Genomic DNA, 18,012 nt, shown 5'->3' on the forward strand with positions numbered 1-18,012 from the left:
GGAAATTTACGCCAAATAGGTATTTAAATACCAATTTTATCCGCGCGCTCCCCGCCACCCGCAACAATGGAGGCTATGCCACGGAGCTTCCTCATGAGACGAACACAACCAAGACGTGCCGCGGTGCGGGCGATGCGCCTGCACGAGCCCGCGGAAGCCATCGCTGCCAAGGTGGCGGCGCTGCGGCCATTCCTGGGGCACGGCCTCGCCGAACGGCGGGCGCGGCTGGCAAGGCTGTTGCGGGCCGAGCGCCGCGCCGCCCTCACCGGCATCGGCTATGATGCCACCCGCCATGCCGCCTTGCGGCGGCTGGACGCCGAGACGGCGGCAGACATGAAAAAGGCCGCCGCAGGAACCGCGACGGCCTTTCGCATCAAGACGTGATCTTCCCGTGTGGCGCCGACGCCTCAGGAGGCGCCGCGACGCCGCTGCTGGCCGAGTCCCATCTGCTTTGCCAGTTCGGAACGGGCCGCGGCATAGTTCGGCGCCACCATCGGATAGTCGGCGGGCAGCCCCCATTTCTCGCGATACTGCTCCGGCGTCATACCGTACTGGGTACGCAAGTGGCGCTTGAGCGACTTGAACTTCTTGCCGTCCTCAAGACACACCAGATAGTCCGGCGCGATCGACTTCTTCAGCGGTACCGCCGGCTTCAGCGGCTCCGGCGCCGGCTCGTCGGCAACCTTGCCGAGAGACTGCAACGCGGCATGCACCTCGCCGATCAGGCTCGGCAGATCGTTCGACATCACCGCATTGTTGCTCACATAGGCGGAGACGATGTCTGCGGCGAGTTCAATATATTTCTCGATATCAGTATTTTCGCTCATGAGTCGTTCTTTTTCGCCAGATCGGCAGAAGAGCCACCGACCATCCATCTACCGCAACGTCGGCCTGAGGACGAATCCGCACTGCATCCGCAGCTATGTGCGTTTCTACCCTTTTTAGATAAGATTTTTTTTGACAAACATCAAGAACATTCCGGTTTGCAACATTCTTTAGCGAGCGGCGACATGTGTTGTCGCCCTCATTCCGCCGGAACACCGCTTGCTCAACTGATTGTGTTTAACCGAACCGTCACCGGCTGCACGGTCACCCCATAAATATAGCCTATCCCCGACGGACTTTTCATGAAATTCCGGCAATGTAGCCCTGCCTCGGCTGCAGAACCCCGCGGCTCGACCGCGCCGGCTTGAAGACGGCGCGGCCCGCGCTTATTTCAGGACGGTTCAGCAGGAATTTCCGATATGGTCGATACCGCCCGCCGCCCCAAGGTTGTGAAGACGGAAGCCGAATGGCGCGCCCTACTCACACCCGAGCAGTTCCGCGTCACCCGTGGCCACGGCACCGAATGCGCCTTCACCGGGCCGCATCTGTCGCAGAAGGAGGCCGGCACCTATAGCTGCGTCTGCTGCGGCGAGCCGCTGTTCCACTCGGCGGCGAAGTTCGAATCCGGCACCGGCTGGCCGAGCTTCTTCCAGCCGGTGTCGAAGGAGGCGGTCACCGCCGTCCACGATCATTCGCACGGCATGCACCGCATCGAGATCCGCTGCGCCAGCTGCGACGCGCATCTCGGCCATGTTTTTCCGGATGGGCCGCGCCCGACCGGCCTGCGCTACTGCATGAACGGCGTCGCCATGAACTTCCATGCCGACAGCGGGTCCGCCGCAAGCGAGTCCAACCGGTGAGCGCTGACATCCCGGCCAAGGCCTCTCACGCCTCTCACGCCCCTCTACTCCGCCAGTTCCACGGCGAAACGCTGGTCGATCCCTTTGCCTGGCTGCGTGCCGACAATTGGCGCGAAGTGATGCGGGACCCGTCCGTGCTGGCGCCTGACATCCGTGCGCATCTGGAGGCGGAGAACCGGGCGGCCGACGCCTGGTTCGCTCCGCATGCGCCGCTGTGCCGGACCCTGGTCAAGGAAATGCGCGGCCGGATCAAGGAGGACGATTCCTCCGTCCCCTCCCCCGACGGTCCGTTCGCCTATTACACGCGCTTCCGCGAAGGCGGCCAGTACCCGCTCTATTGCCGGATCCCGGTCGGCGGCCGGGAGGAGCAGCTGCTGCTCGACGGCGATGCGCTTGGAGAGACGCTGGCCTATTTCAGCTTCGGCGACATCCAGCCCTCGCCCGACCACCGGCTGATCGCCTGGACCGCTGATAGCGCCGGCTCGGAATATTACACGCTGCGCCTGCGCGACAGCGCCTCCGGCACCGATTTGCCGGATGTCATCGAGGAGACCACCGGCGACGTGCTGTGGAGCGCCGACGGTCGCCACGTCTTCTATATCCGCCGCGACGCCGAGCATAGGCCGAGCTTCGTCTACCGCCACGCGCTCGGCAGCGCGCCCTCCGCCGACATGCTCGTCTATGAGGAGCCGGACAAGGGCTTCTTCGTCTCGCTGGGCCGCACCCAGTCCGGGCGCTTCGGGCTGATCTCCTGCGGCGACCACGATACCAGCGAGGTGCATCTGCTCGATCTCGCCGATCCCTTCGCCGCGCCGCGCCTCGTCGAGCCGCGCAGCCCCGGCATGCGCTACAGCGTCGAGCACCACCCGGATCTCGCCGGCGTCGACACGCTGGTGCTGCTCACCAATGCCGGCGGCGCCGAGGACTTCAAGATCGTCGCCGCTCCCCTCGCCACGCCCGGCCGGGCAAGCTGGCGCGACCTCGTGCCGCATGAAACCGGCCGGCTGATCCTGTCGCACAGCGTCTTCAGCGGCCATCTGGTGCGGCTGGAGCGCGAGGACGGGCTGCCGCGCCTGGTGGTCCGCCCCCTCGGCGTGGGCGCCGAGCACGTCGTCGCCTTCGAGGAAGAGGCCTACTCGCTCGGCCTCGACCCCGGTCACGGCTTCGACAAGACGCTGATACGCTTCACCTATTCCTCGATGACCACACCCGCCGAGGTGTGGGACTACGACATCGCCTCGCGCGAGCGCGTACTGCGCAAGCGTCAGGAGGTGCCTTCCGGTCACGATCCGGCGCGCTACGTCACCCGGCGGCTCATGGTGACGGCGGAAGACGGCGCGCGCGTGCCGGTATCGCTGCTGTTCTCCCGCGACACCCCGCTCGACGGCAGCGCGCCGTGCCTGCTCTACGGCTACGGCGCCTATGGGATCGCGATCCCCGCCGGTTTCTCGACCTCGCGGCTGTCGCTGGTCGATCGAGGCTTCGTCTATGCCATCGCCCATATACGCGGCGGCACCGAGAAGGGCTGGCGCTGGTATCTCGACGGCAAGCTCGACAAGAAAACCAACACGTTCCACGACTTCATCGCCGCGGCCGACCATCTCGCCAAGGGAGGCATCGTCGCACCGGACCGTATCGTCGCCCATGGCGGCTCGGCGGGCGGCATGCTGATGGGCGCGGTCGCCAATCTGCGGCCGGACCGCTTTGCCGGCATCGTGGCGGAGGTACCGTTCGTCGACGTGCTCAACACCATGCTCGACGACACCCTGCCGCTCACCCCGCCGGAATGGCCGGAATGGGGCAATCCTATCACCGACGCCGACGCCTTCCGCTTCATCCGCGCCTATTCGCCCTACGACAATGTCGCGGCGAAGGCCTATCCGGCGATCCTGGCGCTGGCCGGCCTCACCGATCCGCGCGTCACCTATTGGGAGCCGGCGAAATGGGTGGCGAAGCTGCGCGCCACCCGCACCAACGAGGCGCCGTTGATGCTGAAGACCAATATGGATGCCGGCCATGGCGGCGCCGCCGGTCGCTTCGACCGGCTGGAGGAGACCGCCCTGGTCTACGCCTTCGCGCTTGCCGCGGCAAAGCTGGCGGAAGCCGCCGATTGACGGAAAAGGGCACCGCGGCCTCTCGCCGCGACGCCCTTCAAGGCACGCCCGAGGCGGCCCGGCTCAGCCCTGGCTGGCGCCGGAGACGTGGTTGCGCAGATCCTGCAGCGAGGCGAAACGCAGCGTGCCGTCCGGCAGCTCGGCCTCGATGGAGCCGTCCGAGAACAGCTTGTAGGCCATGCCGCCGATCACGCCGGCCTTCAGCACGGTAATCGCCGGCGCCTCGCTCGGCGCCTCTTCGGCGAGATCGGAGACATGCAGGAATGCCGGCGGCGCGCCGGGCCCCTCTTCGGCCTCGATGGCGGCGTGGTGCGGTTCCGCCGGCGCGGATGCCGCGGCCGCCGGCTCGGCGGGCCGGGGCTCGACGAATTTCGGCTCGTCCGGGCGCCGTTCCGGCATGCGCAGCTCGTTGGCCTTCGGGTCACGCGTCGGCGGAGCGGGCGGCTTGGGCGCCGGCTTGGGCGCATCCGCCAGCTTTGCCTCGGCCGGCGACTTCGGCGGGACGGAAGGCTTGGGTTCCGCCGGCGCGGGCGTCGGCCGGGACTCCTCCGGCAGCGGTTCCGGTTCGAGCAGCTCGGACAGTTCGAACGGCGGCAGTTCCAGGTCTTCCGCCGCCGGCCCGCCAAAGGCGGAAGCCGGCTCGGGCTCGGGCTCGACTGCCTCGGGCTCCGGCCCGCGCTTGCGGCGGAACCAGGACGGCAGCGCCCCGGACAGTCCCTTGGCCGCCGGCTCGGCAACCGGGGCCGGGTGCGGGGCCAGGGCCGGAGCCGGAGCCGGTGGTTCGGCGGGCGGCTCGAAGGCCTGAGGCCTGGCGGCCATGGCATCCGCCTCGGCGTGCCGGGCCGCGATCGGCGCGGACGGGAGGGCCGCCGCGGCGGGCAACGAGGCGGCGGGCGGCTCATGCGCCGGACCATGGGCGGCCTCGCGATGCTCGCCCTCGTAATACTCCTCCGCCTCGACATGCACGACGCCGTCGAGCTTCTGGCCGATATCGACCAGGGCGCGATGGACGAAGCCGAGCGCGAACAGCAGCAATCCTCCGACAAAGCCGACGGTGCCGACGATGACGAGCGCAGTCCCGGAAGGTTGAGCCAGGGATTGCACGCCGATCAATCCGATCACCACGCCGATGGCGCCGACGACCAGACCGATGCCGATGATGATTGCACCCATAGAAAAACTCCGCCGGGCTGATTCGCGACCAGCCCTCCCCTCATCAAACTTACGTCGGGCACAGCTTTTACGAAAGCTCGGCACGATTACCAAGATGCTTTGCTTTCGCGACATCGCCAATTCCGCCAAGATGTCCCCTGCCCGCTTTGTGGAAATTCTTCCCAGGGAAATGCGGGCTCGGCATGGCTTTCGGTTGTCGCCGGCGCCGGAGCGCCCTATCTAGTCACCGTTGATCTCTTTTCGGTGCGCACGCACCTTTGGGAGGAAGCCGCCCGGCGCCCTGCTGCCGAGGCGGCAGAGCCGGATTCATATTGCGGAGACAGAGTCGATGTCCTTCACGCTTCCTGATCTGCCCTATTCCTACGATGCCCTTGCGCCGTACATGTCGCGCGAGACGCTGGAGTATCACCACGACAAGCATCACCTCGCCTATGTGAACAACGGCAACAACCTGCTGAAGGGCACCGAGTTCGAGGGCAAGTCGCTCGAGGAGATCGTCAAGGGCTCCTACGGCAAGAACCCCGGCCTGTTCAACAATGCCGGCCAGCACTACAACCACCTGCACTTCTGGAACTGGCTGAAGCCCAATGGCGGCGGCCCCATTCCCGGCGAGCTCGAGAAGAAGATCGTCGAGGATCTCGGCTCGGTGGAGAAGTTCAAGGAAGACTTCATCCAGGCCGGCGTCACCCAGTTCGGTTCCGGCTGGGCCTGGCTGGCGGTGAAGGACGGCAAGCTGGCCGTGCTGAAGTCGCCGAACGGCGAGAGCCCGCTGATCTCCGGCGCCACCCCGATCCTCGGCGTCGACGTGTGGGAGCACTCCTACTACATCGATTACCGCAACCGTCGCCCCGACTATCTGAAGGCGTTCGTCGAGAACCTGGTGAACTGGGACTACGTCGCCGAACTCTACGCCAAGGCCGTCTGAGCCCTGCGCGTCGGATGGGAATGAAAGGCGTCGGGCCCACCGGACCGGCGCCTTTTTCCATGGCCGGTTTCCACACCGGTTTCATGACCGGCCGTCTTCACCGCCTGGCGCGGCGGTCCCCTTCCATGAAGTGAACGGCGTCAGCCGGCATAGGGGCGGCGCGGTCGCGGCTGGTTGCTGAGCACGCAATAGTCGTTCCAGAAATTATACTGGTAGGTGGAACGCCACTGGTAGAGCCAGTTGTCACACACCGCCTTGGATTTGAAGCACCCCTCCACGGTGCGCGTCTGGATGCGCTCCTCGAAGGTGCCCCATTGTCGCTGGCCGGTGAAATGGCCGTACCAGAGCTTCGAGGGCGGAATGGTTCGCGCCATGGCGACACAATCGCCCCCCGGAAAGGCGCCGGTGAATTCATAGGCCACCGCCCCGGAGGCCGAAATCGCCAGGGCGGCGAAGCCCAGCCCGGCAGCGAAGGCCGGCATCAGCAGCTTATGCATCTCGCGCCTCGCGCATACCCCCACATGGGAGCCGCCCCCCACGGGAACCGCCCCCGCAACGGAACCGCCCGCGCAATATACCCCTAGGTCAGGCCTACAGCCAGCGCACCCAGCGAAACAGCCCCACCATCGCCACTCCGGCGATGCCGGCCAGCACCGTCACCGTCCAGAAGCCGACGGGGTCCTCGGCGCCGGGTATGCCGCCGACATTCATCCCCATCAGGCCGGTGATCAGCGTGAGCGGCGCGAAGATCACCGTCACCGCCGCCAGGATCTGCATGGAGCGGTTCATCTGCTCGGCGCGCCGTTCCACCATCTGGTCGTAGATCACCGCCGCGCGTTCACGCACCGAATCGAGTTCCTCGGCGAAGCGGGTCACCCGGTCGCCGGCTTCGCGCAGCCGGTTGCGGTCGCGCACCGTCATCCACCCGGCATCTTCCAGCGAGAAATGGTTGAGCGCCTCGCGCTGCGGGGCGATGTAGCGCCGCAGGATGATGGCGACGCGGCGCAGTTCGGATACGCGCTGGCTGAGATTGGTGAGCGTGGCGCTCCAGACATTCTCCTCCAGTTCGTCGGCCTGCTCGGCAAGCGCGGTGATCACCGTGTCCATGCGGTCGACCAGGCGCAGCGACAGATCGGCGATGAACTCGCCCGGCGTGCGCGGCGCCCGTCCGCGCGCCAGCGCCTCTTCGAAATCGGCGAGGGCCGAGAGCGGGTAGGTGCGCACCGAGATGATGCGCTTCGGCTCCACCCAGAAGCGGATCGAATGCATCTCGTCCGGCAGCGAATAGGGTTTGAAGTTGATGCCGCGCAGATTGAGGAAGGCGCCGGAATCGAACAGCACGCAGCGCGGGCGCGTCTCCTCGGCGGTGAGCGAATCGGCGATGCCCGGCTCGATGCCGGCATCCGTCTGCAGCCAGGGCTGCTGGCGCCGGTCCATCAGTTGCAGATTGATCCAGATGAAGCCCTGCTCACCGACATCGCAGCCGCCGCGCAGATCGGCCCAGCCGAGCCGGCGCGCATTGCCGGCGCCGTCGAAGGCCCACGCCCCGATCAAGCCCTCGCTGTCATAATCCGGCACCGGCCACCTCCCTATGCGCGGGATGAACGCTAGATGAATGAACCCGAAGGATTGCGTTCAGTTTGATGAACCTTTTGCAACAGCGGGTTCAGATTGAGTTCGGGAGCGAGGATTTAGTCTCTCACCATCGACAGGCCGATCCCCGGCCGACACCGAGATGCAAGAGGTCGTCATGAGCCGCTTCGCTCACAGCACCAAGATCGCCGCGGTCGCCCTGGCGGGCGTCGCTCTGGCCAGCGCCCTCCCCACCCCCTCGCAGGCGCGCGATCACCGCAACAATGGCGCCGCCGTCGCTGCCGGCGTGGTCGGCGGCCTCATCGTCGGCGGCCTTGTCGCCGGGGCGGCCAGCAACGCCTATGGCGGTGGATATGGCGGCGGCTACTACGCCCCGCCCCCGCCGCCGCCCCGGGCCTATGGCGGCCCGACCTATGCCTATGGCTCCGGCTATGGCTACGGATACCGCCCGCACCGTCCGCGCTGCTGGGTCGAGACCCAGACCTTCTACAATCGCTGGGGCCGCCCCTATTACCGCGACGTCGAGGTCTGCCGCTGAGTTGCGTAGACGCGGCACGCCACGACCTGCAGAAAGGGCGACGGAGCGATCCGTCGCCCTTTCCGTGTCAGGCCGCATCGGCGACCTGCACGATGCCGGAGGTATCTAGCCCGGCCAGGGCATCGCGGATGCCCACGCCGCCGACGGCGAGGTCCGGGGCGATCTCGGCGAGCGGCATGAGGGCGAAGGCCCGCTCCATCATGCGCGGATGCGGAATTTCGAGATCCGGCTCGTCGAGCTTCTCGTCGCCATAGAGCAGGATATCGATATCGATGGTGCGCGGCCCGAAGCGCACTTCGCGGGTGCGGTCGCGCCCGAAGGCGTGCTCGACGCCGAGCAGCATGTGCAGGAGCTCGCGCGCCGAGAGCTCGGTGTCGATGGCGACCACGAGATTGAGGTAGGGGCCTTGCGGCACCGGCCCCCAGGGCGGGGTTTCGTAGAGCGAGGAGCGCTTCAGGATGCTGACGCCGCCCGTGCGCGCGATCAGCCCCACCGCCTTCGCCATGGTGGCCGCCCGGTCGCCGAGATTGGAGCCGAGGCAGAGATAGGCGACGTGCCTCTCGACCTTGCGTGGCCGACGGATGAAGAATTCAGGCGGCACCCTTGATCGCCTCCGTCACGCGCGCCGCTTGGACATGCTCGGCCACGTCGTGGACGCGGATGATCGCGCAGCCGGCCATGATGCCGATCACATTCGAGGCGAGGGTGCCGGGCAGCCGCTCGGCCGGCGTCGCCGCCACCACCTTGCCGATCAGCGACTTGCGCGAGGTGCCGAGCAGCAGCGGGAAGCCGAGCCGGGCAAGGTCGCCCAGATGCGCCAGCGCGGCAAGGTTCTGCTCGAAGCTTTTGCCGAAGCCGATGCCGGGATCGAGGCTGATGCGGTCGGAACGGATGCCCGCCCGCGCCGCGCGCTCCAGCGCTGCGTCGAAGAAGGCCAGCATGTCGGCGACGATATCGATCGCCGGATCGACGCTCGCCCGGTTGTGCATCACCACCACGCCCGCCTCGAAGGCGGCGGCGACCGGCGCCATCTCCGGATCGCCCATCAGGCCCCATATGTCGTTGACGATGTGGGCGCCGGCATTGAGCGCCGCCTCGGCGACCCGCGCCTTCTGGGTGTCGACCGATACCGGCACGCCGAGCCCGACGATTTCGGCCAGCGCCGGCAGCACGCGGCGCATCTCCTCCTCGGCGGGAACCGGGGTGTGGCCGGGCCGGGTCGATTCGCCGCCAATATCGAGGATGTCGGCCCCATCGGCCACCAGCCTGGCCGCATTGGTCACCGCATCGTCCAGCGCGGCGCTGCGCCCGCCATCGGAAAAAGAGTCGGGCGTGACGTTGAGAATGCCCATGATCAGCGTGCGGCCGGCATAGTCCAGCCGCCGGCCGCGGGCGTCGAAGCCCGCATGGGCCGGAGGCGGCAGGAGCGTTTCGGATGCGGTCGGTGGGGCGGACATGGATGGCTCTCGCATTTCCTCTCAAATTGCGCGCCGCGCCGGCGAAAGCAAGGCATCGGCGAGCGGCGGCGACAATCTGCGCAGCCCCCGCTTGCCGAACGCCCCGCCCCCGCGCTCTATAGGCGCCGATGAATCCACACGGGAGACCATCATGACCGGGGATGTCGACGGCAAGATCCTGGTGGGCCGTTCGGGCAAGCCCGAATACCTCACGCTGAAGCTCGCCAATCGCCACGGTCTCGCCACCGGCGCGACCGGCACCGGCAAGACGGTAACGCTGCAGACGCTGGCCGAGGGCTTCTCCCGCGCCGGCGTCCCGGTCTTCGCCGCCGATATCAAGGGCGATCTTTCCGGCGTCGCCATGAAGGGCGAGGGACAGGAGTGGATCCTCAAGCGCTGTGCCGAGATCGGCGTCGACTATGCGGCGGATGAGTTCCCCGTGGTGTTCTGGGACCTGTTCGGCGAGCAGGGACACCCCGTGCGCGCCACCGTCACCGAGATGGGGCCGCTGCTGCTGTCGCGGTTGATGAACCTCAACGATGTGCAGGAAGGCGTGCTCAACGTTGTCTTCCGCGTCGCCGACGAGCACGGCCTGCTGCTGCTCGACCTGAAGGACCTCAGGGCGATGCTAGCCTTTGTGGCCGAGAACGCCGCCAAGCTCACTACGACCTATGGCAATGTCTCCTCGGCCACCGTCGGCGCCATCCAACGCGCCCTGCTGGTGCTGGAGAATCAGGGTGCCGACAAGTTCTTCGGCGAGCCGGCCCTGAAGATTTCCGACCTGATGCATGTCGAACGCCGCTCCGGCTACGGCACCATCAACATCCTCGCCGCCGACAGGCTGATGGGGTCGCCGCAGCTTTACGCCTCCTTCCTGCTCTGGCTGCTTTCCGAACTGTTCGAAGCCTTGCCGGAGGTCGGCGATCCGGAGAAACCCAAGCTGGTGTTCTTCTTCGACGAGGCGCATCTCGTTTTCGACGAGGCCCCGAGGGCGCTGCTCCAGAAGATCGAGCAGGTGGTGCGCCTCATCCGTTCCAAGGGCGTCGGCGTCTATTTCGTCACCCAGAACCCGCTCGACGTCCCGGAAACCGTGCTCGCCCAGCTCGGCAACCGGGTGCAGCATGCGCTGCGCGCCTTCACCCCGCGCGATCAGAAGGCGGTGAAGGCGGCGGCGGATACCTTCCGTCCCAATCCGGCGCTCAACACCGCGCAGGTGATCACCGAGCTCGGCAAGGGGGAGGCACTGGTCTCGTTGCTGGAAGGCAACGGCACGCCTTCGATCGTCGAACGCACGCTGATCGTCCCGCCTGCCGGTCGCGTCGGTCCCGTGACGCCGCAGGAACGGGCGGCGATCATCGCCGGCAGCCCGTTCAAGGGCGCCTATGACGAGCCGCTCGACCGCGAATCCGCCTTCGAAACCCTGGCAAAGCGCACCGAGGAAGCCGCGGCGGAGGCCGAGGCCGACAAAGCGCCCCCCAACGCGCCCGCGCCGACCGAAGCCGGCGCCGCTTCCGGCGGAGGATGGCTCGACGACGTGCTGGGCGGGCTGTTCGGCTCGCGCTCGCCGCGCGGCCGCATGAGCGTCGGCGAGCAGGTCACCCGCCAGGTCGCCCGCGAGGTCACCAATCAGGTGACCAAGGCGATCCTGCGCAACGTGCTCGGCGGGCGCTCGCGCACCACCCGCGCCGTTTCCGCATCTTCGACGCGAAGCACCGGCCCCGGCAAGGCAAGCGCCGGCGACGACTTCGCGCAGATCTTCGACGACTTTTCGGGCTCCAGGCCCGGCAACCGCAAATAGCCCCTGCTCCCGCCTCTCGGCGTCCGCATCTTCTTTCCTGTCATGCCCGAGTCCATTGCCATGTCCGATCTCGACCGCGTCCTCGCCACTGTGGATGCCGATCTCGATGCCAGCCTCGAACGCTTGTTCGCCTTTCTGCGCATCCCCTCGATCTCGACCGACCGCGCCTATGCCGGCGACTGCCGCAAAGCCGGCCAGTGGCTGGTCGACGATCTCGCCGGCCTCGGCCTCGGCGCGAAGCTGAACGACACGCCCGGCCACCCGATCGTCACCGCGAGCTCGAGCCTCGGCGCGACACGGCGCGTGCTGTTCTACGGCCATTACGACGTGCAGCCGGTCGATCCGCTGAACCTGTGGGAAAACCCGCCCTTCGAGCCGAAGATCGTCGAGGGGCCAAACGGGGTGAAGCGGATCGTCGCCCGCGGCTCCTCCGACGACAAGGGCCAGGCCATGACTTTCGTCGAGGCCTGCCGCGCCTATCTGAAGGCGACCGGCACGCTGCCCGTCGATGTCACCATCATGGTGGAGGGCGAGGAGGAGAACGGCTCAGGCAACCTCCCGCCGTTCCTTGAGGCTCACAAGGATGAGTTGAAGGCCGACGTCGCCCTCGTCTGCGACACCAGCATGTGGGACAGCAGGACGCCGGCGATCACCGTCTCGCTGCGCGGGCTGATGCATGACGAGATCGTCGTCACCTGTGCCAATCGCGACCTGCATTCCGGCTATTACGGCGGCGCGGCGGCCAACCCGCTGCACGTGCTTTCGAAGATCATCGCCGCCGTCCACGGTCCGGATGGGCACATCGCCATCCCCGGCTTCTATGACGGCGTAGTCGAGCCGCCGGATGCGGTAAAGGCGCAATGGGAGGCGCTCGGCCTGACTGCGGAAAGCTTCCTCGGCCCCATCGGCCTGTCGCAACCGATCGGCGAGAAGGGCCGCTCGCTCGTCGAGATGACCACCTCGCGCCCGACCTTCGAGGTCAACGGCCTGTGGGGCGGCTATATCGGCGAAGGTTCGAAGACGGTGATCCCCTCCATCGCTACCGCCAAGATCTCCTGCCGCCTGGTCGCCGGCCAGGATCCGGTGCATGTGCGCGACGCGGTGCGCGCCTTTGTGCGCTCGCAGCTGCCGGCCGACTGCTCCGTTGCGTTCCTCGGCGGCGAGGGCTCTCCCGCCGTCGCCGTCTCGCATGACAACCCCAACCTCGCCAAGGCGACCGCCGCCCTGAAGGACGAGTGGGGCAAGCCCGCCGTGGTCATCGGCGCCGGCGGCTCGATCCCGATCGTCGGCCATTTCAAGAAGACGCTGGGGCAGGACGCGCTGATGATCGGCTTCGCGCTGGACGACGACCGCATTCATTCGCCCAACGAGAAATACGACCTCGCCTCGTTCCACAAGGGCATCCGCAGCTGGGTGCGCATCCTCGCCGCACTGGCGAACTGAGCGTTCGGAACCCAACCCACCGGGAGGCGCGGCTTGGCCGAAAGAACGAGGAATGGCGGCATCCGCCGCCTCGATCTTTCGCTAGGATGCCGCCTCGATTGATGCTTCGGAGTGGCATGAGATGAGCGGCGACTGGTCGCAGACCTGGACCTTCCTCGATGGCGCCTGGCACGAGGGCAATGTGCCGATCATGGGCGTGCGCACCCATGCCGCCTGGCTCGGCACCTCGGTCTTCGACGGCGCGCGCGCCTTCGAGGGCGTGACGCCGGATCTCGACCTGCACTGCGCCCGCGTCAACCGCTCGGCGCTCGCCATGGGATTGAAGCCTGTGGTGTCGGTCGAGCGCTGGATGGACCTCACCGCCGAGGGGCTCCAGCGCTTCGCCCCCGGTGCCGCGCTGTATATCCGGCCGATGTACTGGGCCGAGTTTCCCGGCGCACGCACCGTGGATGCGGACGCGGAATCCACCCGCTGGTGCCTCAGCCTCTACGAGGCGCCGATGCCGGAGCCGGGGCGAGGCACGTCGATCACCCTCTCGCCCTTCCGCCGCCCGACGGTGGAATGCGCAGTGACCGACGCCAAGGCCGGCGCGCTCTATCCCAACAATGCCCGCGCCCTCGTCGAATGCCACCGCCGCGGCTTCGACAATTCGGCTTTGTGCGACATGCTCGGCAATGTGGCCGAACTCGCCACCGCCAACCTGTTTATGGTGAAGGACGGCGTTGCGCTCACGCCCGCCGCCAATGGCAGCTTCCTCGCCGGCATCACCCGTACCCGCACCATCGGGCTGATGCGGCAGGCCGGCATCGAGGTGGTGGAAACGTCGCTGCGCTGGGACGACTTCAAGGCCGCCGACGAGCTGTTCACCACCGGCAACTATTCCAAGGTGTCGCCGATCACCCGCGTTGAGGACCGCGCGCTCCAGCCCGGCCCAATATTCCGCCGCGCCCGCGAACTGTACTTGGAGTTCGCCCACGGCTGAGCCGAGGCTTTTCACCGACATAGCCGGCCATGGAAAACGGCCGGGACATGCCCGGCCGTGACCCTTTTTGACAGGGGCGGATAGACCGCCCGCGTCCGGCACCCGACGTCACATCTTGTAACGGCCACTCCACTCGTCGACCTGACGCTTGGCCTCGTCCTTGGCGATGCCATAGCGCTCCTGCAGCACGCCTTCCAGTTCCTCGCGCTTGCCGTGCAGGCGGTCGAGGTCGTCATCGGTCAGCTTGCCCCATTGCTGGCGCACCTGACCCTTGATCTGCTTCCAATTGCCTTCGATACGGTCCCAGTTCATGACATGCATCTCCGTTGAACATCGGGGTTGCCGTGCCTCGTCAGGCTCGGCTGCCGCTGCTAGCATCGCCTCGACAACGTCCGAGACCCGATTTTGATCCACGCGACTGCCAGTCCCACGCTCGACGAACTCATCGACGGCGTGCGCGCCGGACGGCGGGCCATGCTCGCGCGCGCGATCACTCTGGTCGAATCGCGCAAGCCCGATCACCGGGCGCGAGCGGAGGACCTGCTGCAGGCCCTGTTGCCGTTCACCGGCAACGCCTGGCGGGTCGGCATCAGCGGCGTGCCCGGCGTGGGCAAGTCGACCGCCATCGATACGCTCGGCGCGTCGCTGATCGGCAAGGGCCACCGGGTGGCGGTGCTGGCGGTCGATCCGTCCTCCAGTCGCACCGGCGGCTCGATTCTCGGCGACAAGACCCGCATGGCTCGGCTCTCGCTTGACGAGCGTGCCTTCGTGCGTCCCTCGCCCGCGGCCGGAACGCTCGGCGGCGTCGCCGCCCGCACCCGCGAGACGCTGCTGCTCTGCGAGGCGGCCGGCTATGATGTGGTGCTGGTGGAAACGGTCGGCGTCGGCCAATCGGAAACAGCCGTCGCCGACATGACCGACACCTTTCTGGTGCTGATGCTGCCGGGTGCCGGCGACGAGTTGCAGGGCCTCAAGAAGGGCATCCTCGAACTCGCCGATATCGTGGCGGTGAACAAGGCGGATGGCGACGGCCTCACCCGTGCCCGCGCCGCCGCCGCCGAATACCGCGCGGCGCTGCAGGTTCTCGGCGCCCGCGAACCGCATTGGTCGACACCGGTGCTCGCCTGTTCCGGCCTGACCGGCGAAGGGCTGGAGGCCCTGTGGGAGCAGGTACGGCTGCACAAGGAACGTGCGCAGCAGGCTGGCGCCTTCGCCGCCCGGCGCCGCTCCCAGCAGATCGGATGGATGTGGGCGCTGCTGGACGAGCGTATCCGCGAGCGCATCCGCACTGATGCCGCGCTGCGCGACGAGATGCCGGCGATCTCGGCCGAGGTCGCGGCCGGGCGGCTCGCGCCCGGCCTCGGCGCCGCGCGCATAGCCGCGCGGCTGGGACTTGAGCCGACCTGAAAAAGGCGGAATGCTTCGCCTACTTCTGTACAGTTTTCCGGATCGCCGCGCGCTTAAATGAGCGATGGTGCTCCGAGCATGATGACGGGGCGATGGGAAGCGAGATGGAAAGCAATAGCGGGCTCGCCGGGAGAGGCATCTTCGTCGTCGAGGACGAGCCGTTGGTCGCCCTCATGGTCGAGGCGATGATCGAGGAACTCGGCGCGGTGGTCATCGGCAGCGCACGGCGCCCATCCGATGCGCTCGATTTCGTCGCGGCGCGGCATGGGGAGATCGACGTCGCCCTGCTCGACCTCAACCTCGGCGGCATCGAGAGCTATGACGTCGCGCAGGCGGCAGCCGACCAGGGTATCCCGGTGGTGTTCTCCACCGGGTACGACGACGACGCGATCAACGAGCCCTGGCGCGGCCGGCCACTGCTGTCCAAGCCGTTCCAGCTGGCGCAGCTTGAGGCCGCACTGGCTCAGGCGGTCGCGTCCCGCGGCGGACGCGGATGACGCCGGCAGGCGCGCCGCATATTCTCATCACCGGCTTCGGCCCGTTTCCCGGCGCCCCGGCCAACCCGGCCGCCAGCCTCGCCCGGGATCTCGCGCGGCTGCGGCGACCGGCGCTGGCCGGCACGCGGCGCAGCCTGCGCATCTTGCCGACGCTATGGGAGCAAGCCGCCGGCTTTCCCTCGACCCTGGACGCTTTCGCTCCCGACATCGTGCTGATGATCGGCCTCGCCGCCCGGCGTCGGGCCGTTTCGATCGAATGGCTGGGGCGCAACCACACCCGTCTTCTTCCCGATGCCGCGCGCCGTCACCCGTCCGAACGCCGGTTCGAGGCCGGCTCGGCCGCCATCCGGCGCGGCGGCTTCGATGCGGCACCGCTGCTGCAGGCGCTCGCTGTCGCCGGCCTGCCGGCGCGGCTGTCGCGCGATGCCGGCGGCTATGTATGCAACGCCCTGGCATGGAGCGCCTATGGCTGGGCGCGTCAGGGTGGGGCCCGGCGCCTCGCGGTCTTCGTGCACATTCCACGTCCGCGCGCCGGTGGCCGGCTCGATCGCGGCCGCATGCTGCGGGGCCTCGGCAATCTGATGGTGGCGCTCGTCGCCCAGCATCGGCTCAGGGTGGCGGTTGCACGCTGATCTCGATCGAGTTGTACCAGGCGGCGAAATTGGCGATGTCGTCGTCGGAGAGATCCTTGGAGACGACCGTCATCATCTCGTTGCTCCGCTTGCCCGAGCGGAATTCCTCCAGCGCCTTGACGAGATACATCTCGACCTGGCCCGCAAGATTCGGCGCCTCCGGATGTTGCGACATGCCGTTGGTGCCATGGCAGACGGCGCATTGCTGGCTCGCCTTGGCCCGTCCGGCCGCCGCATCGCCAGCATGGGCCGGGGTTCCGGCAAGCGGCGCCAAGATCAGCGCGGCACAGGCGAAAACCGGATAAACCAAGCGTGCCGCCGCGACCGGCGGCGGGCTCCACATCCGCATCATCAATATCTTTCCGCGATTGTCCGGAACGGTGACCGCGACGGCAGCCGCCGCCGCGGCACGGGGGCATGGCCTCCGGTGAGGACGCCGTCACTCGCCGTAGGATATGCGGTAGATCGCTCCCGACGTGTCGTCCGACACCAGCAGCGAGCCGTCATTGAGCTGCGCCACCGCGGCCGGGCGGCCGAGATACTCGCCGTTCGAGGTCAGCCAGCCTTCGGCGAACGGTTCGCTCTTGCCGGCGGTACCGTCCTCCTTCACCTCGGTGAACATCACCCGCGCGCCGACCGGCGTGGTGCGGTTCCACGAGCCGTGCTGCGCCGAGAAGATGCCGCCGCGATATTTCTCCGGGAACTGCGTGCCGGTGTAGAAGGTCATGCCGAGATCGGCCGCATGGGCCACCATCTCCACCTGCGGCTTCACCGAATCCGCCGGCGGCTCCTTGTCCTTGTACTCGACGGTGCGCACCGAGCCGCCGCCAAAATAGGGGAATCCGAAGGTCTGGCCGGCCTTCTCGGCGCGGTTGAGCTCGCCCGGCGGAATGTCGTCGCCCATGCCGTCGACCTGGTTGTCGGTGAACCAGAGCGTCTTGTCCTTCGGGTTGAAATCCATGCCGACGGAGTTGCGGATGCCCCACGCATAGACATTCCGGTTCTTGCCGTCACGGTCCATCTGGACGATGCCGCCAATGCCGACCTTCTTGTAGAGGTCGTATTTCTCCGGCGCGAAGACGTTGAAGGGCTGGCCGAGCGAGATGTAGAGCTTGTCATCCGGCCCGATCCGGCAGACGCGGGCGGTATGATTGTAGGATTCCTCCTCCTTCGGGATGAGGTCGCCCTGCTTCACCACCTGGAACGCCGCGACATCCGGCCCCTCATAGAAGAACTCGGCGGCCGGAAAGAGCAGCACGCGGTTCTGCTCGGCGACGAACAGGAAGCCGTCCTTGGAGAAGCATACGCCATGCGGCAGCTTCATCTGGATCGAAGGCGCGAAGGGCTTCACCTCGTCGGCGACCCGGTCCTTGTCGCGGTCGGTCACCGCCCACACCCGCGACTTGCGGGTGCCGACGAACACCACGCCGGCCGACGGGCCCACCGCCATTTCGCGCGCATCCGGCACGATGGCGTAGAGCTTGATCTTGAACCCGTCGGGCAGCTTGATGCCGGCGAGCGTCTTGTTGAAGGCGGCGACGCGCGGCCCGTCCTGCGGCACCGTCGGAATCTCCATCGCCGTGCCGGTCGACTGGAAATTCGAAAGCTTCTCCAGATTGTCGGTGGCTTGCGCGCGCGCCGCGCCCTGCCCTGCGGCCAGCAGCGCGCCGGCCAGCATCGTCGAGGTCAGCAGCGTGCGCAGGCGCACGCCTGTTGCAGAGGTCGTCATGCAGTATCCTCCCAGGCATTCGGGCCTCGTACGGGCCCG

General features: G+C 67.4%; 20 protein-coding genes. 11 read left to right on the forward strand and 9 right to left on the reverse strand.

Annotated elements, in window-relative coordinates:
• The first annotated feature begins 93 nt into the window (after window positions 1-93).
• Window positions 94-384, forward strand: coding sequence for a hypothetical protein (locus J2X65_RS10415; protein ID WP_310200844.1), 291 nt, complete (start codon window positions 94-96; stop codon window positions 382-384).
• Window positions 385-407: 23 nt separating this feature from the next.
• Here the strand turns inward: J2X65_RS10415 and J2X65_RS10420 are convergent, their stop codons facing one another.
• Window positions 408-827, reverse strand: a complete 420-nt coding sequence (locus J2X65_RS10420) for a MucR family transcriptional regulator (protein ID WP_310200845.1) — start codon at window positions 825-827, stop codon at window positions 408-410.
• Between the two features lie 417 nt (window positions 828-1,244).
• Here J2X65_RS10420 and msrB point away from each other — a divergent pair, with 417 nt between their 5' ends.
• Complete coding sequence (gene msrB / locus J2X65_RS10425; protein ID WP_310200846.1) at window positions 1,245-1,685, forward strand: peptide-methionine (R)-S-oxide reductase MsrB; 441 nt, start codon at window positions 1,245-1,247, stop codon at window positions 1,683-1,685.
• Window positions 1,682-3,799 carry a S9 family peptidase gene (locus J2X65_RS10430; protein WP_310200847.1) on the forward strand — a complete coding sequence of 706 codons (2,118 nt, stop codon included), beginning with the start codon at window positions 1,682-1,684 and terminating at the stop codon, window positions 3,797-3,799. The genes msrB and J2X65_RS10430 overlap by 4 nt, the downstream gene beginning before the upstream one ends.
• 63 nt (window positions 3,800-3,862) lie before the next feature.
• On the opposite strand, the gene J2X65_RS10435 is transcribed toward J2X65_RS10430, so the two are convergent.
• Window positions 3,863-4,972 (reverse strand): hypothetical protein, encoded by a 1,110-nt coding sequence (locus J2X65_RS10435; protein ID WP_310200848.1) that lies wholly within the window; start codon window positions 4,970-4,972, stop codon window positions 3,863-3,865.
• A 328-nt stretch (window positions 4,973-5,300) separates the two neighbouring features.
• Between J2X65_RS10435 and J2X65_RS10440 the strand changes: the two genes are divergently transcribed.
• Window positions 5,301-5,897: a superoxide dismutase gene (locus J2X65_RS10440; RefSeq protein WP_310200849.1), complete on the forward strand. Its 597-nt coding sequence runs from the start codon at window positions 5,301-5,303 to the stop codon at window positions 5,895-5,897.
• Window positions 5,898-6,037: 140 nt separating this feature from the next.
• Here J2X65_RS10440 and J2X65_RS10445 read toward each other — a convergent pair whose 3' ends face one another.
• Together J2X65_RS10445 and J2X65_RS10450 are read right to left on the reverse strand one after the other, a co-directional pair.
• A complete protein-coding gene (locus J2X65_RS10445) occupies window positions 6,038-6,394 on the reverse strand; it encodes a hypothetical protein (protein WP_310200850.1) in 357 nt (118 codons plus the stop codon).
• A 94-nt stretch (window positions 6,395-6,488) separates the two neighbouring features.
• Window positions 6,489-7,475 carry a zinc transporter ZntB gene (locus tag J2X65_RS10450; RefSeq protein ID WP_310200851.1) on the reverse strand — a complete coding sequence of 329 codons (987 nt, stop codon included), beginning with the start codon at window positions 7,473-7,475 and terminating at the stop codon, window positions 6,489-6,491.
• Window positions 7,476-7,647: 172 nt separating this feature from the next.
• Here J2X65_RS10450 and J2X65_RS10455 point away from each other — a divergent pair, with 172 nt between their 5' ends.
• Window positions 7,648-8,028 (forward strand): hypothetical protein, encoded by a 381-nt coding sequence (locus J2X65_RS10455; protein WP_310200852.1) that lies wholly within the window; start codon window positions 7,648-7,650, stop codon window positions 8,026-8,028.
• Between the two features lie 67 nt (window positions 8,029-8,095).
• Here the strand turns inward: J2X65_RS10455 and folK are convergent, their stop codons facing one another.
• The gene (gene folK, locus J2X65_RS10460) at window positions 8,096-8,629 is read right to left on the reverse strand and encodes a 2-amino-4-hydroxy-6-hydroxymethyldihydropteridine diphosphokinase (protein WP_310200853.1); all 534 of its coding nucleotides are present in this window, start codon (window positions 8,627-8,629) and stop codon (window positions 8,096-8,098) included.
• Window positions 8,619-9,485: a dihydropteroate synthase gene (folP, locus tag J2X65_RS10465; RefSeq protein WP_310200854.1), complete on the reverse strand. Its 867-nt coding sequence runs from the start codon at window positions 9,483-9,485 to the stop codon at window positions 8,619-8,621. Before folP ends, folK begins: the two co-directional genes overlap by 11 nt.
• Before the next feature lie 151 nt (window positions 9,486-9,636).
• Here folP and J2X65_RS10470 point away from each other — a divergent pair, with 151 nt between their 5' ends.
• The 3 genes from J2X65_RS10470 (at window position 9,637) to J2X65_RS10480 (ending at window position 13,708) form a co-directional block, all read left to right on the forward strand.
• Window positions 9,637-11,283: a helicase HerA-like domain-containing protein gene (locus J2X65_RS10470; protein ID WP_310200855.1), complete on the forward strand. Its 1,647-nt coding sequence runs from the start codon at window positions 9,637-9,639 to the stop codon at window positions 11,281-11,283.
• A gap of 60 nt (window positions 11,284-11,343) precedes the next feature.
• Window positions 11,344-12,726, forward strand: a complete 1,383-nt coding sequence (locus tag J2X65_RS10475) for a dipeptidase (RefSeq protein ID WP_310200856.1) — start codon at window positions 11,344-11,346, stop codon at window positions 12,724-12,726.
• A 121-nt stretch (window positions 12,727-12,847) separates the two neighbouring features.
• The gene (locus tag J2X65_RS10480) at window positions 12,848-13,708 is read left to right on the forward strand and encodes a branched-chain amino acid aminotransferase (RefSeq protein ID WP_310200857.1); all 861 of its coding nucleotides are present in this window, start codon (window positions 12,848-12,850) and stop codon (window positions 13,706-13,708) included.
• Window positions 13,709-13,816: 108 nt separating this feature from the next.
• On the opposite strand, the gene J2X65_RS10485 is transcribed toward J2X65_RS10480, so the two are convergent.
• Complete coding sequence (locus J2X65_RS10485; protein ID WP_310200858.1) at window positions 13,817-14,020, reverse strand: CsbD family protein; 204 nt, start codon at window positions 14,018-14,020, stop codon at window positions 13,817-13,819.
• Between the two features lie 93 nt (window positions 14,021-14,113).
• Between J2X65_RS10485 and meaB the strand changes: the two genes are divergently transcribed.
• The 3 genes from meaB to J2X65_RS10500 all read left to right on the forward strand — a co-directional run bounded on the left by meaB (window position 14,114) and on the right by J2X65_RS10500 (window position 16,244).
• Window positions 14,114-15,115, forward strand: a complete 1,002-nt coding sequence (gene meaB / locus J2X65_RS10490; RefSeq protein WP_310200859.1) for a methylmalonyl Co-A mutase-associated GTPase MeaB — start codon at window positions 14,114-14,116, stop codon at window positions 15,113-15,115.
• Between the two features lie 104 nt (window positions 15,116-15,219).
• The gene (locus J2X65_RS10495) at window positions 15,220-15,612 is read left to right on the forward strand and encodes a response regulator (protein ID WP_310200860.1); all 393 of its coding nucleotides are present in this window, start codon (window positions 15,220-15,222) and stop codon (window positions 15,610-15,612) included.
• Window positions 15,609-16,244 (forward strand): peptidase C15, encoded by a 636-nt coding sequence (locus J2X65_RS10500; protein WP_310200861.1) that lies wholly within the window; start codon window positions 15,609-15,611, stop codon window positions 16,242-16,244. Before J2X65_RS10495 ends, J2X65_RS10500 begins: the two co-directional genes overlap by 4 nt.
• Here the strand turns inward: J2X65_RS10500 and J2X65_RS10505 are convergent.
• On the reverse strand, window positions 16,222-16,593 hold the full coding sequence (locus J2X65_RS10505; RefSeq protein WP_310201058.1) for a cytochrome c: 372 nt from the start codon (window positions 16,591-16,593) through the stop codon (window positions 16,222-16,224). The genes J2X65_RS10500 and J2X65_RS10505 overlap by 23 nt on opposite strands.
• A 90-nt stretch (window positions 16,594-16,683) precedes the next feature.
• Complete coding sequence (locus tag J2X65_RS10510; RefSeq protein ID WP_310201059.1) at window positions 16,684-17,922, reverse strand: PQQ-dependent sugar dehydrogenase; 1,239 nt, start codon at window positions 17,920-17,922, stop codon at window positions 16,684-16,686.
• Window positions 17,923-18,012: the final 90 nt, after the last annotated feature.

It is taken from the genome of Ancylobacter sp. 3268 (assembly GCF_031456575.1).
In the GTDB taxonomy this organism is placed as follows: domain Bacteria; phylum Pseudomonadota; class Alphaproteobacteria; order Rhizobiales; family Xanthobacteraceae; genus Ancylobacter.

Coding starts and splice junctions, on each gene's coding strand:
- J2X65_RS10440 (WP_310200849.1), top strand. CDS start 5,301: ATGTCCTTCACGCTTCCTGATCTGCCCTATTCCTACGATGCCCTTGCG.
- J2X65_RS10495 (WP_310200860.1), top strand. CDS start 15,220: ATGGAAAGCAATAGCGGGCTCGCCGGGAGAGGCATCTTCGTCGTCGAG.
- J2X65_RS10510 (WP_310201059.1), bottom strand. CDS start 17,922: ATGCTGGCCGGCGCGCTGCTGGCCGCAGGGCAGGGCGCGGCGCGCGCG.
- J2X65_RS10505 (WP_310201058.1), bottom strand. CDS start 16,593: ATGCGGATGTGGAGCCCGCCGCCGGTCGCGGCGGCACGCTTGGTTTAT.
- J2X65_RS10420 (WP_310200845.1), bottom strand. CDS start 827: ATGAGCGAAAATACTGATATCGAGAAATATATTGAACTCGCCGCAGAC.
- J2X65_RS10485 (WP_310200858.1), bottom strand. CDS start 14,020: ATGAACTGGGACCGTATCGAAGGCAATTGGAAGCAGATCAAGGGTCAG.
- J2X65_RS10500 (WP_310200861.1), top strand. CDS start 15,609: ATGACGCCGGCAGGCGCGCCGCATATTCTCATCACCGGCTTCGGCCCG.
- msrB (WP_310200846.1), top strand. CDS start 1,245: ATGGTCGATACCGCCCGCCGCCCCAAGGTTGTGAAGACGGAAGCCGAA.
- J2X65_RS10475 (WP_310200856.1), top strand. CDS start 11,344: ATGTCCGATCTCGACCGCGTCCTCGCCACTGTGGATGCCGATCTCGAT.
- J2X65_RS10480 (WP_310200857.1), top strand. CDS start 12,848: ATGAGCGGCGACTGGTCGCAGACCTGGACCTTCCTCGATGGCGCCTGG.
- J2X65_RS10435 (WP_310200848.1), bottom strand. CDS start 4,972: ATGGGTGCAATCATCATCGGCATCGGTCTGGTCGTCGGCGCCATCGGC.
- J2X65_RS10470 (WP_310200855.1), top strand. CDS start 9,637: ATGACCGGGGATGTCGACGGCAAGATCCTGGTGGGCCGTTCGGGCAAG.
- J2X65_RS10415 (WP_310200844.1), top strand. CDS start 94: ATGAGACGAACACAACCAAGACGTGCCGCGGTGCGGGCGATGCGCCTG.
- folP (WP_310200854.1), bottom strand. CDS start 9,485: ATGTCCGCCCCACCGACCGCATCCGAAACGCTCCTGCCGCCTCCGGCC.
- J2X65_RS10455 (WP_310200852.1), top strand. CDS start 7,648: ATGAGCCGCTTCGCTCACAGCACCAAGATCGCCGCGGTCGCCCTGGCG.
- J2X65_RS10445 (WP_310200850.1), bottom strand. CDS start 6,394: ATGCATAAGCTGCTGATGCCGGCCTTCGCTGCCGGGCTGGGCTTCGCC.